The sequence below is a fragment of the Oceanobacillus bengalensis genome (genome assembly GCF_003628445.1).
GTDB classification, from domain to species: Bacteria; Bacillota; Bacilli; order Bacillales; family Amphibacillaceae; genus Oceanobacillus; species Oceanobacillus bengalensis.
The window spans coordinates 62870-76443 of the sequence record NZ_RBZO01000007.1 but is presented as its reverse complement, the minus strand read 5'-3'; the positions used below and the strand labels follow the sequence as shown (position 1 = coordinate 76443).

The 13574-nt window shown below is 35.0% G+C and carries 13 protein-coding genes and 1 pseudogene; 3 read left to right on the top strand and 11 right to left on the bottom strand.

From position 1 onward, the window contains the following. The 3 genes and pseudogenes from D8M05_RS20390 to D8M05_RS06250 all read right to left on the bottom strand — a co-directional run. A partial coding sequence (locus D8M05_RS20390; protein ID WP_220667577.1) for a hypothetical protein occupies nt 1-180 on the bottom strand: 180 nt, incomplete at its 3' end. Between the two features lies 1 nt (nt 181). Further along, nucleotides 182-391: a heavy-metal-associated domain-containing protein gene (locus D8M05_RS06255; RefSeq protein ID WP_121129873.1), complete on the bottom strand. Its 210-nt coding sequence runs from the start codon at nt 389-391 to the stop codon at nt 182-184. Between the two features lie 512 nt (nt 392-903). After that, a pseudogene (locus D8M05_RS06250) lies at nt 904-999 on the bottom strand (helix-turn-helix domain-containing protein); the annotation flags it as partial. Nucleotides 1000-1421: 422 nt separating this feature from the next. Here D8M05_RS06250 and D8M05_RS06245 point away from each other — a divergent pair. The 3 genes from D8M05_RS06245 to lipA all read left to right on the top strand — a co-directional run bounded on the left by D8M05_RS06245 (nt 1422) and on the right by lipA (nt 3694). Continuing rightward, nucleotides 1422-1757 (top strand): thioredoxin family protein, encoded by a 336-nt coding sequence (locus D8M05_RS06245; protein WP_121129752.1) that lies wholly within the window; start codon nt 1422-1424, stop codon nt 1755-1757. A gap of 154 nt (nt 1758-1911) precedes the next feature. Then, the gene (locus tag D8M05_RS06240; RefSeq protein ID WP_121129750.1) at nt 1912-2757 is read left to right on the top strand and encodes a lipoate--protein ligase family protein; all 846 of its coding nucleotides are present in this window, start codon (nt 1912-1914) and stop codon (nt 2755-2757) included. Further along, nucleotides 2750-3694, top strand: coding sequence for a lipoyl synthase (gene lipA, locus D8M05_RS06235; protein ID WP_121129747.1), 945 nt, complete (start codon nt 2750-2752; stop codon nt 3692-3694). The genes D8M05_RS06240 and lipA overlap by 8 nt, the downstream gene beginning before the upstream one ends. 139 nt (nt 3695-3833) lie before the next feature. Here lipA and D8M05_RS06230 read toward each other — a convergent pair whose 3' ends face one another. The 8 genes from D8M05_RS06230 to essC all read right to left on the bottom strand — a co-directional run bounded on the left by D8M05_RS06230 (nt 3834) and on the right by essC (nt 13527). Then, complete coding sequence (locus tag D8M05_RS06230; protein ID WP_121129745.1) at nt 3834-4448, bottom strand: hypothetical protein; 615 nt, start codon at nt 4446-4448, stop codon at nt 3834-3836. Between the two features lie 30 nt (nt 4449-4478). Next, a complete protein-coding gene (locus D8M05_RS06225; RefSeq protein WP_121129743.1) occupies nt 4479-4922 on the bottom strand; it encodes a hypothetical protein in 444 nt (147 codons plus the stop codon). 307 nt (nt 4923-5229) lie between these two features. After that, nucleotides 5230-5703: a hypothetical protein gene (locus D8M05_RS06220; RefSeq protein WP_121129741.1), complete on the bottom strand. Its 474-nt coding sequence runs from the start codon at nt 5701-5703 to the stop codon at nt 5230-5232. Nucleotides 5704-5729: 26 nt separating this feature from the next. Further along, nucleotides 5730-6152 (bottom strand): DUF5082 family protein, encoded by a 423-nt coding sequence (locus D8M05_RS06215; RefSeq protein ID WP_121129739.1) that lies wholly within the window; start codon nt 6150-6152, stop codon nt 5730-5732. Nucleotides 6153-6183: 31 nt separating this feature from the next. Continuing rightward, on the bottom strand, nt 6184-7602 hold the full coding sequence (locus D8M05_RS06210; protein WP_121129737.1) for a T7SS effector LXG polymorphic toxin: 1419 nt from the start codon (nt 7600-7602) through the stop codon (nt 6184-6186). A gap of 4 nt (nt 7603-7606) precedes the next feature. Next, entirely contained in the window at nt 7607-7900 is a 294-nt protein-coding gene (locus D8M05_RS06205) for a hypothetical protein (protein ID WP_121129735.1), read from the bottom strand. Then, nucleotides 7887-9017, bottom strand: coding sequence for a hypothetical protein (locus tag D8M05_RS06200; RefSeq protein WP_121129733.1), 1131 nt, complete (start codon nt 9015-9017; stop codon nt 7887-7889). The genes D8M05_RS06205 and D8M05_RS06200 overlap by 14 nt, the downstream gene beginning before the upstream one ends. Further along, nucleotides 9004-13527, bottom strand: coding sequence for a type VII secretion protein EssC (gene essC / locus D8M05_RS06195; protein ID WP_121129730.1), 4524 nt, complete (start codon nt 13525-13527; stop codon nt 9004-9006). The genes D8M05_RS06200 and essC overlap by 14 nt, the downstream gene beginning before the upstream one ends. Nucleotides 13528-13574: the final 47 nt, after the last annotated feature.

Sequence of the window (13574 nt, the reverse complement as noted above, 5' to 3'; positions counted from 1 at the left end):
AATGCTCTCTTCTCGGGATAAATGCTCTCTTCTCGGGATAAATGCTCTCTTCTCGGGATAAATGCTCTCTTCTCGGGATAAATGCTCTCTTCTCGGGATAAATGCTCTCTTCTCGGGATAAATGCTCTCTTCTCGGGATAAATGAAACGGGCAAGCTACAAGTAGCTTGCCACGTTTCATTTTAATTCAATACTGGGTAACCTAGTTTTTCAATCAGTTCTTGTAATTGATCTGCACTTACCGCTTCCTCATTATAAGTTGCTTTCACTTTACTTGAGTTGAATAAAACTTTTGCCTCATCAACTCCATCCATTTTTCCTAATTTTGTTTCTATCTTTTTTATACAAGATGGGCAAGTTAACGGTTCTAATTGGAATTTTGCTGTTTTCATCATTTTATAATTTCTCCTTTGTTTTATTATGGATTTATTATAAAATAATTGTCTATTCGCTTCCTTGACCCAGGTCAAGTTTTTTAATCTTATATTCATGCCTAAAAGCAACTAAAAAAAGTAGTCTGGCTACCCTCTTTATTTACTTATTTCGAACAACAAACAAATATTTACAATTAGCCACTAACAATACCACTGCCATAAGGATAATGGAAAAGGACTGTGAACTTTCTCTACTAATGGAATAGATAGTAGATAATATAATAGCAGCAACTAGCGTAGTATTTAATAAGTTTTGTGATTTATATAACCCATCTACTCACCTGTTTTTCACCATCGTTTGCAACATCGAGTATGTTTTGAATATAATCAGTGTCAGAAGTACTTGGTATATTGCACTCCGGATTTAACTTTTGCATTAATTGGGGTAGGTTATGGGTTAATAAGAAGGTAATGACCAGTATGGCTATTGATGTGATAATCATAAATAAGCTTTCCGTTACAATAAAGCTTAAACTAATCGTTTGTCTAGATACCCTTGCAAGTTTCGCAAGCTGTGTTTGATTAAAGCCCTCACGTGCTCGAAGCTCCTTTAAGCGGCTTTTCAAATACATCACCTTCAATTCCTTTGATAAACATATTGTAAACGATACTTATATTTGTCAGGAATCTCCAGAAGGATTTGAATTTAGATTCTATACCTTTAAAGCATTCCATCCATCACGGATAAGCATCAAAGAAACTAAATGAACACAAACCAGCCCTTTACGTGTGGAAGCTCTTTATGTCATCATCATAATTAATAACTGTTGAAAAGAAATGAAGTTGGTCAAGTTTTACCAAATATTTGCCATAAAAAAAAGCCTAGTTCACTAGGCTTCAAGTAAGAGTATAATCATGAGTCGAAGGAAAAAACTTCATCTAAACAGTTGATGTCTAGATATATATTATTTATATTCTTTTTAATAGGATTTGTATAGTTAACTTCCCCTAAGACAGATGAACATTTTAGAGAACGTGAGGTAATTTAATGAGAGACTTTGAAGAAATAACAACTATAGAAAAAGTGGATGCATTTATCAGTGATCATCAACTATCCTTTCTCTACATCTCTAGACAAAATTGCAGTGTATGTCATAGCCTTCTACCTCAAGTAAAGTCATTAATGGACAAGTACCCCAAAATAGAGCTAGGTCATGTTGATGCAGCCGAAGTTGAAGAAATAGCTGGTCGTTTTTCTATTTTTACTATCCCTGTTCTACTTCTTTTTATCGATGGTAAAGAATATGTACGGGAAGCAAGAATCGTTCATATGGATCTTTTTGAAAGAAAATTAGATAAGATATACGAAAATGTGGTTGGATAACTTATCCAACCACATTTTTTGTAGACATTACTACCAAATTACAAATTCCACACCGTTTAAAACCTTTACAAGAAAATACAGAATTGATAGGATTGTGGTAATAATTAACAACTTTAAATAATAAAATAATTCCATCAACAAAGGAGGTGAAATCTTGTCAGAAGAATGGTATTTCCTAGATAGTGGCCATCAGGATGCAGCAGTAAATATGGCCTTAGATGAATTATTATTAAGTTGGCACAGTGAAGATAAAATACAACCAACATTACGATTCTATGGTTGGAAGGACCCTACATTATCGGCAGGACAGTTTCAAAAGGTACATAAATCCATCGACTTTGATGCTATTCATAAATATAATTGTCAGTTCGTTCGGCGATTAACGGGTGGTAGCGCTGTTCTACATGATGATGAGCTGACATATAGTATAGTCGTATCAGAAGACCATCCAGCTATTCCCACCTCCATACGTGAAGCATATCACGTATTATCAAAAGGACTTTATGAAGGATTTAAGCATTTAGGTATTCAGGTTGATTTTGCATACCCAGACAGAAGTGCTGCTAAAGAGCGAACTGCTGTTTGTTTCGAAAAAGCAGCATTCTATGAAATGGTTGTTGACGGTAAAAAACTATCAGGTAATGCACAGACAAGGAAAAAGGGTGTTTTATTGCAGCATGGTTCTATTCCAATGAGCATGAACATCGATATGCTGTATGATTTGTTCCGCTTCCCTTCCGAAAAAGTGAAAATTAGAAAACGAGATGCATTTCAAGAGAAGGCAATTACAATCAATCAGTTAACAAACAAAGTTCATACGTACAATTTAATGAAGGAAGCCTTCTATAAAGGATTCCAAACGGCTTTAAATATTTCCCTCCTTCCCTTTGAACTCTCCACAGAGCAATGGGATGAAGTATATGAATTAGCAGCAAAGAAGTATCGATCAGATGAATGGAATTTTAAAAGAATATTGAAGGAGCCTATTAAAAATGCCTAAACATTATGAACATGTTCGTAAGCCAGAATGGTTAAAAATCAAGTTAAATACAAATAAATCCTATACTGGATTAAAGAAGTTAATGCGCGATAACCGCTTAAATACCGTTTGTGAAGAAGCACGTTGTCCAAATATTCACGAATGCTGGAGCGAAAGAAAAACGGCAACCTTTATGATTCTAGGTGATACCTGTACACGTGGCTGCCGCTTTTGTGCTGTAAAAACTGGCCTTCCAAATGAACTCGATTGGGGAGAGCCGGAACGTGTTGCAGATTCTGTACAAGTAATGGGACTGAAACATGTTGTCGTGACAGCTGTTGCACGAGATGACTTAAATGATGGTGGTGCTGCAGTCTTTGCTGAAACAGTTCGGGCAATTCGTAGGAAAAATCCTGGGTGTACCATTGAAATCTTACCATCTGACATGAAAGGCGATTATGAAAGCTTACATGCACTAATGGATAGTAAACCAGATATTTTCAATCACAACATCGAAACCGTCCGACGATTAACGAAAAGCGTCCGTGCCAGAGCTACCTATGATCGTTCCTTACAATTATTGAAACGTGTGAAGGAGATTTCTCCAGAAATACCAACAAAATCTAGCATTATGGTAGGGCTAGGAGAAGAAAAAGAAGAAATCCTTCAAGCGATGGATGATTTGTTAGCACATGACGTGAACATTATGACAATTGGCCAGTACTTACAGCCAACGAAGCAACATCTTAACGTTGAGCGATATTATCATCCAGACGAGTTTGAAGAGCTAAAAGAGATAGCACTAAAAAAGGGATTTACACATTGTGAAGCAGGGCCACTCGTTCGGTCTTCATACCATGCAGATGAACAAGTAAGCGGGGCATCTGCACAAAAGCGAATGAAATATATGAAGGGGTTAGAAAATCAGGAAGACAAAGAAATAGAATTTAAGTTCTAAAGAATAAATGCTTATCACAAATAGGTGATAAGCATTTTTCACAAATATCTCACTAAATATATATCCGCTGTTTTACTGATATATCCGAGGAAAACATAAAAAGCCCCACGAGTTAATAATCGTGAGACTTGACTCATCCTTATTCAGCAGTTTCATATTCAAAATTACTTAATTCCAATACTGCGTTTTCGGATGTAAGACTATCAATTTGTTCATCTTGCTTGGGATTCATAGCCATTATCACTGGAACAGCAGAATTTGGTTGTAGCACACCTGCCGTATCTTCTAATAAAGCAATTTGCTCGTTTTCCCAAATCATTTCTCCATCTTTATATCCCATTGAAAAGTTGAAAGTTATATTTTTCATTGGCATATCTGTTCGATTAATCGCCATAAAAATGAATGCAGCATTTTCTTTTTCTTCATTTACAGAGTTTATGGTGTGCATACTAAAATCATTTGGTGTTCCAATATTTGGATCTTCATTAATAACACGAGTTAATTCTTTATATAAATCATTATTATCTAAAGTTAATCCTGCTTCTTCATCTAGTTTTAAGACTTGTACTGTCAAGTTATTCGTTTCTGTCTCTTCAGGCACATTTTCGTCAGCTTCCGTAACATTTTCCTCTGTCTCTGTCGTACTTTCACTGGTATCATTATTTGTATCCTCTACACTTTCATCATCACTAGTCCCAGAACAACCCACTAGTATAAATGTAACGATTGTAATTAATGTCAATAACTTTTTCATGATTAAAACTCCTTTTCAATTGTGTATACCCTATCGTAGTATAAAAACTTTATATAATATTTCATCCAATGTTCCTTTTCGATAAGTTCCTCTAGCAAATATTTTTGCCTTTTGAAATCCAAACATTCCAAAAAGAAAAGTAATCGGAATCATAAAAAGGATGCAGCATATTTTATTAAAGGAAAGCAATCGTTTTAATTTTTCATCATTAATTTGTATTTTTTTATATTCCTTTAAAAAACTTAAACAGAAAAACCAATTAATGATATAAAAAATAAGCATAATGGAAAAGCCAATGGCACAACCAATATATAAAAACGAATACGCCTCCTCAGCAGAATCCGTTAATAAAACCCCACCTAGAACTACAGTAACAACCGTAATCGCAAATATTATTGGAATTATGATACTGAAACGGTATGATTTCTTAGTGGAACTATTTAATAGATTCCATGCTTCTTTTTCACCATTCATTTCCGCATACTCCTTGGATATCTATATTTTGACTACTCATCTGCGAATATAATATTACTTCTACACCTTTTACTTCCCCAGTGATCTCAGTACATCTTAAAGTTCTTTATCGGCATCTAAACCGTTAGTAGGAACATCGATATGGATGAGAAATCCATGATTATTTTTTAATTCACCTAAAAAGTAGATTGAAAGTTACATTCTTTTTGTATCCCTTCATTATTTAGTTGATCCTTGTGTGTCTGCTAGAACTATTTTAATATTATTTTCACGCTGGTTGGTTTCATTATCTTCCGTTGATTGTTCTTCATTGCGTGTTATTCGATTCACCTACTGTATTTATCTCTACACCTTTTACTTCTCCAGTGAGTTCTGTTGCATTGTACACGTCTTTATTCTTATCTAATCCACTTGCAGGAACTTGAATATGGATAATGAACCCAGAATCTTTTTCTAACTTGCCTAAAAAGTTAGATTGAAAATGAAAATCTAGTTCTGCAAACTTTGCATTTGATTTTTCTTCTGCTAAATCAAATGCCACGGTTCCTTTTAACTCATCAATTGTTTTTCCAGTTTTATTGACAAACACTCCAACAATCGTCATTATTTTCTCTATATGGTTATACAAACCTCTTAATATAACAAAATTAACAGTTCCATCCTTAAATGGGAAATCATTTGCGTCAAAAAACGTTTGCACGTCACGTAGCTCTCTTTGTATTCCTTCGTCTTTTAATTGTTCCATATGTGCGTTTGCCAGAACTATGCTTATTTGTCCCACATGCATCCTCACCTTCATTGTACTTACTAATTTAATAGATTATCAATTTTTGTACCTAACCAATTTAGTGCAGATTTAATGCTTCCAATCAAACCTTCCGTACTATATACTTCATTTTCTAAGCGCATTTTTTCATTATTTAGATTATCCAAATTATCATCAATGCTTCGAATATATTCTTTTAGACTATCATTTACTAACTGATCTTTTATTTCATCATGATAATTATCAAATAAATCCCCTTGCCAATAAGTATAATCTTTATTAGCTACTATTTTAACATCATTCCGATGGTCTATTAAGTCACTTTTAAAATTGGTAAATTCCCCTATAATGGATTCGATTCTTTGAATTTTTGCGTTTAAGGAAGTTACTTGATTCGTACAAGCATTTAGTTGTTGCTGTTTTGAACTATAGCTCGTTTGAAGTGATTCTAATTCTTCTTGCATCAATATCACCCACCTAAAGATTCTATTGTTTTTACCATGGCCATTTCAAATCAACTGTAGGGAAACTCAAACTCAGTTTGACTCCAACAACAAGAGAGAGATCTACTTTTACCGTATTTGCTTCCACATCTAAATATTCTGATTCAAAAACGGTTGATTGAGAAAGTTCCGCTTCTGCTCCTGCCTGGAAACCAATACTTGCACTTACATCTGCTCCGAGCAGAGATTTCTTTTCCTTCAGACCAGTACTGTTTTCCTCAACTTCTCCTGAGAGTGCATCTGCACCTAATAAAGTAATTCCCGCATCCACCTGTGCACTTGCCCCTGAAACTCTTCCGCCAATATTATAATTATAGTCCCCTTTATCATCTGGCGGTTTTACAACAAAACTTCCATTTGCTGTAAAGGCATCGGCACTGGCATTTACATGTCCATTAAAAATTTTATTTCCTATCATTCCACTAGCTTCCACTTTCGCAAGATTTACATCACCACTTAAATCAAGGCCATCATCACCAAATTCTAGGTGTCCATTCGCACCTAATATGCTAGCACTGCCATCTAAAGTTGCATATTCTGTTAATTGACCGTGGGTTGTTCCATTTAGAGCACTTGCATTTCCTTCATAACGTGTATTTCCATCTGAAACAGTTGTAGAACCAGTTGCACTTAATGCAGAAGCATCTGCAGCAATAAAGATATCCTGATTATGTCCAGTAACCCATTGATCCTCCCAAACCGATGCATGACCTGCATCATTTCGAAAGGGATCATCTTCTAGCATTTGATTAAAAGCAGCCTTACCTTCATTAGAATACCATGCTTCACTTTGAATATTACTTACTTTACTATAATCAATCCCATTATCTCCATGATAACCATTTGTAATATCATAGATTTGTTGTTTTAAAGATTCTATTCGGTCCTTAACACTTCTCAAATCAGCAGAGACTTTTGAGTCACGCTCTTCCAGCCCTGTTTTTGTATCATTCACCTTTCTGATCACACTACTATAGGAAGAATTAACCATTCCAACCGGAAGGGACGTCGTTGCAATAAATTCAGAAGCTTTACTTAACAAGCTTCCTGATCGAGCATGTAAATCATCAAACTTATTTCTAGCGTCTTGAACGGATTCCTTCACATCCCCAAGTGTTCCAGAGCCAACTATTCCTGACTTGTTATTTTCATAATTAATAAATTCCTGCTCCATAAGATTCATTGCTTCCGTTAGTTCCGAAGCAATATTGATAATTTTTTGAGTTAGGTTAATGTGTACCAAGTTTATATAATTCTTTAAGGAGTCTCCAGTATTTCCCCTCAGATTATTTGTATTTGAAAGTACCAATGCTGTCTTGTATTGTTCATATACTGCAGTGGATAATTCTTCTTTATATGTCTTTAATTTCTCATTTAATTCGCTTAATTCTTCGTTCACTAATCTTGGCATCAGGTCACTTCCCCTCGATATCACTGGCAATCTTCGTATCTGTCATAACCCATTGTTCTTTCATTGATTTTATTTCTTCAACATCTTTATTTGATAAAGCAACATATTCTTCCACACATTGATTAAACGTTTCTATTATGAAAATCATTGTATCCATCGAATCCAATATCGTTTTCTTTTTCACTTCTAATACACCGTTTGCTTTTATATTCGAAATACCTGATGTTGTACTATCAAAAGCCGAAGTGTCTGAATCTAATCCTACAGGGTTTATAAACACTTCATTAGATGACGCCATATTTATCCCCTTCCTTATAATAATTTACATATCCTTCTCTTACTTTGTAATCTCTCATGTTTAGAAAATCTTCCATTTGCTTACGATTAATTGACTTGATGTATGCAAACCATAAATAGATATCAATGTTATTGAAATAAAGCTTACCTGCTAATAGAACAAATTCCTTTGGTTTCCTTCCAACCAAAACATCCATTTTATTCATTATTTCTTCTTTTGCCTTTTCTATATTTACTTCAGTAATGCAATCAAAAACACGTAATTTATATTTTTTTAATGGTGTTTCATAATAAAGTATACTTGCATCCATTCTGTCTACTTTCACTTCATGCAGCCCTTGAAATAGAATTTCTCCAATAATACTTAATACCGCATGTTCCAATGTTAAATCTACCGTTGTAGGGTTTCGATCAAATTTTATTCCACCACATTGATAGCTTCCATTCATCTGTCTCTGTAGTACTTCATCTTGCAAAAAGTTAAAATCCTGTAAATGATGTACCTGTTCAACCTCAGCCGTTTTCTTATCTGGTATACTTACGGTTTCTAACTGCTTTTGGTTCTCATTTCCATGGATAAATACAAACATATTTCCCGGAAAGAATAGATGTTCTCGCATAAAACTAACTTTCCCCAAATCAACATGTAGTAAATCGGTAGATAGTTGGCTTAGACGAAAGTTCTTATTTTTATCGGCAAATTCCAGTATTTGCATTCTCCCACGAAACTCCAAATGCTTATAATTGTTTTTATATCTTTCAATTGTATCCTCTTTTTCTTTTACAAATATTGATTCTTCAATAGATGCAAGGAAAAGTTCATTAACAACGTTCTGTAACTCACCTACACATTTTTCAGGGGTTGATTCCCAATAAATACTGCTCTGATTCATCGTTACTCTACAATCAACATCTAAATGGTACTTCTTTTTTAAAATGATTTTTAAATAGTTGAAATACACTTTCGCCGTTGCAGAGCCAATAATGGTTTCGGAACCATCAACGATAATTCTTCGAGAAGCAAACCCAGCTCCAATTTGAAAGGAGACATAAAGCTTTCCTTTTAAGTCTGTATCATTAATACAAACCGGTAGTTCACTTACATTAAACAGTTTCATGTTCAAAAACCTCCCTTTTTGCTGTTTTGATTTTGGTTTGCATATTCCCAGTAATATAATACGCTTCATATGCTTCTAATTTTTTCTCATGCATAATTCGGTTAGAAACATTAAAGACATTTTGATTTTTTAGTTCAGAGAATACAATAGATGATCCAGCATCTCGTAGGTATTTCGTTAAATCATCGTAGCCTTCAAGTGCTGTTATTGGACCAGCAAACACAAACCCAATATTATAATCCTTGGATTGCTTCAATAATTGAATAAAGTCTCCTTCCATCGTCAAGTCCAATTTATTCTTCAGCATTAAAATGTCCGTAATAAAGATAACAACTAAGTTCATTTCATTCTTTAATGCATTAATTTCTTCATGTGAAGCATTGTTTTTTCGTAGTTCACTCACTGCATTCCTTCTATTTTCGTACCATCCATGAATCGTATCAAAAATTTGTGTGAAATATGCTTTTCCAACTCCGTAATTACATTGGGCTCTGCTATATTCGGAAAAAGTGTACTCTTCATTATCAATAACAATGACCTCTGTCTTCGATTGCTCATTACACGAATCAATCATAATGCTCACCGTGTCAACTACCTTATGATAATCAACCCCAACCACTTTAAATGGGGATTCTCTTTCGATACGGATAGGTACTGGCCTGACATCAACCATATCCACTGCAAAAGTAACTTCTTGTTTTGCAAAGATTTCCTGCGTTTCTTTCCATTTTTTAAATTTATTAAAGTCAAGTATTTCCGGCACCATTGGAATAGACATTGGAAGTTCGCCGTCCCAACTTTCGCGCATAAGCTTTACTTCCTCTTTTATTGCCTGTATTTGTAATAAGTTTTCAGCTTGATCAGTCGGCAACATTGTTTGGAAAAGTGTTGGTTCATCTAATTTAACTAATCCCCTACCCTTAATCTCTTCTAGCTCAATGTCTGTTCTTCCTACAATAGAACGGACCTCAGTCTCCTCAATTAAATAAAGAGCAACCTGGGTCTTTATGTTGGATATTAGTGGCATCCGCATTGCACTTTGTCTTCCTGCACTGATCATTAAATGAATACCAACACTTGAACCTTCACGTGCAATTTGCGTAATTATTTTTTCAAATTCATTTCCAAATTCTACATCACGAATCGTATCGTAGTTATCAATTACAATACAAATATTAGAAACATTGTCCCCACTTGCCTTCTCATACATCTCGATGTTAGCTACACCAAACTGACTTAGTTTCTGCTTACGTTCTTTTATCGTATTGGTTAGAAGCCGAATTAGCTTTCCAATCTTCTCTTCCTCATCAATGAGGATTGTATCAGCCACATGCGGGATATCTTTTAACGGTAGCAATCCATTTGTACCGAAATCGAGTAAATATAAATTTAGTTGTTCTGGATTATGCTGACGAACTAAATCCATTACTACTGTTTGCAAGAATGTGGACTTTCCGTAACCAGGACTTGAGAATACTGCTAGATGTCCATCTTTTGTTACATTTATGGAAATTGGGGACTGAGATTGTAATTCAGGTTGGTCCATTAAACCAATTGTTGCAACCAATGGCTGTTTCGGTTTTAGCCAAGCTTCCTCAAATGGAATGGAATGTATATCTCCTGGAAGTATTTGTTCTGGCAATGGTGGTAGCCAAGGTCTCGGTAACGGTTCTAACGCTTCATCTTTAGCAAATGAAGCAATATAGTCAATGACTGCTTCTAATTCGGTCGGTGTTTTTTCAATGGTATCCTTATGTTCTAACCCACTAAGATCTGTCGTTAAAATATCGTATTGTCCTAATTCATTAATTGCATAGATTGTTGTATCAATATGCTCATAGTTATCCCTTTCAGGAACATAGTCTGCACCACTCCAGGCACTCTGGAATAATTCATAAATTTCATTATTCCCTACCTGTAAATAAGCACGGCCTGGTAACGTAATTTCTGCTGCGTCTGGCGTTTTTAGAATCTCATTGGAATCACTTGCATTTTGTACCTTCAATGCTAATTTGAATTTAGAGTTCGACCAGATTTGATCATCCACTACACCACTAGGCTTTTGTGTTGCTAAAATTAAATGGATACCTAAGGAGCGGCCAATTCGGGCGGTCGATACAAGTTCCTTCATAAAATCTGGTTGCTCTGATTTCAATTCCGCGAATTCATCGGAGATTAAAAACAAATGAGGCATTGGTTTGCTAGCTTTTCCTTGTTTATATAACTTCTGATACTGATTGATGTGGTTAACATTATGCTCCCCAAAGATCCGCTGTCTTCTTTGCAATTCAGCTTTTATGGATGCAAGTGCACGCATCGACTGTGCCTTGTCTAAGTTAGTAATTGTTCCTAGTAGATGGGGCAGTTTTCTAAATAAATTTGCCATTCCCCCACCTTTATAATCAATAAGTAAAAAAGCCACTTCATATGGATGGAAATTCACTGCAAGCGATATGATATAAGATTGAATGATTTCTGATTTCCCTGATCCAGTTGTTCCAGCAATTAATCCATGTGGACCATGCGCTTTTTCATGGAGATTCAACTGTACAATATCCTCTTTTCCACGTAATCCGAGTGGGACAGCCAAACTTTTATAACTTTCATTTGTATTCCATCTACTAGAAATGTTTAATTCACCGACTTTTTCTACTTTATACATATCAAGAAAAGTAACATTCTCTGGTATGGAATTTTTTAGATTTTGCAAGTGATTAATTGGTGCCAATGCCCGGGAAACTTCTTCTTTATTAAAATCCTTAGGGAAATGATCAAGCAAGAATTTTTTTTCTACTAATTCACCCTGCTCTAGAATAATTTTCCCATCTTTTGCATCACGAATATCTATAACCGTTTTAACATGCTCTGGTAAAGCATGCATTACATCTTGAACGAAAATAAGACTTACTCCTATATCACTTGGATCTTCATTGAAGAATTCCATTACACTATGGTCCAAAATCAACTTTTCATCGGTAATTAGTACAACAAAGTGTGGAGTAAAATAGGGTTTCTCCTGCTTGTTATTTGTCTCATCAAGAATTTGTTTTCGCTCTTTTAATAATTGATATAAAGAATAAAGCACTTGATCCCGGGAACGTTCATGGTATATAAACCCGCGTACATTCACATCTCGTAAACTGGCATGTGGAAGCCAACGCATCCAGTCCCATTCATCCTTTTCTTCTTCTGGAAATATATTAATAAACTGAAGGTCATGATAGCTATGAAATACAGAGAGTTGCATCACCAATAGCTGTAATTGTTCGATGACTAACCTGCGTCCGCCAATATACCCAACAGGTCCCTTTTTTAATGAAGTGACAACAGGTACATCTCCAATTTCTTGATACGCAGATAATAACTCCCTGGCTTCTTCTACTAATTCATCCTTTTCCTGGGTAAATTCTTCCTCATTAAATTCAATATGGAAGCTTGCATTTGCTTTACCTAAGCCTGCGCGAAAGTTTAGGAAATCATGATGATATACTGTTTTTTCATACATTCTTGATTCTACACTAACAGCCATTTTGCGAATCTTATCTATCGAAGGGTAATGATACATTAATGCATGACGCTGTTCTTCACTAGCTGAATAAAGCTCTCTTGTTTTTCGAAGTAAGTAATCTTTATAACTATCTTCTCTTTCTCTCATATCTGTTTTATATTTTTTTACACTTTTGATATAAGACGTTACGGAAAATACTATGGTTGCTACTGTCACAGATAACATTACAATAATATAGATCCCTCTTGGTTGAACGAGAGAAATAATAATCAATGCAATAATCATGATTAATGGTGGCACAATCGTACGCGCTAATTGTTCACTTGGTTTAGATGGTTTATGGGATGGTTTTGCAATCACCCGCTTTTCATTTGGCTCTCGGTAGATAATTCGTGGTGAACGATGATAGTCAGGATACTCACCTGTAAAAGGATTATCCGCTTCAACTAGCTCAACCAAGTTCGAGTTAATTGGCTTATTCGTAGCCATTACTTGAATGTCCTCTAGGCCAATCGTAATAAGCACTCCATCCACAAATATTTGATCTCCAGTTTCTACAATACCGCTCTCACATTGGGAATGATTATGATAAACATTTCCACAATTAACTTCAAGATGAAAAGGATTATTTATATTATTTCTTAAAATTACGAAATCAGAGGACTGTGAATCTAATACAATATCACTACTATAGGAAGGTCCAAATGTAATCGTTTTCCTTCCAGCTATATCATAAATGGATACACTTTCCTCGTTCATTAAATAAAAATCCATTGGTTTACTTAAAACGGCTATCGATAAATGACCTTTTAATTCTTCATCATCAATCTTACATTCCAAGCCATTCCAGTTAATCGTAATGGACTGCGATCGATTAAGTGTTGGAAAGGTAATGGTATCTCTCCACTCCTGTCCTACTGTTATAACTTTTGGTATATCATCATATAAATGGCATTTATGTAATTGATTATTATAGGCTACCATAAGTATTTTATTTGCCATTATCTTCTTCCTCTCTACACGAACTCATGCAGCATTTAAAATGTTCC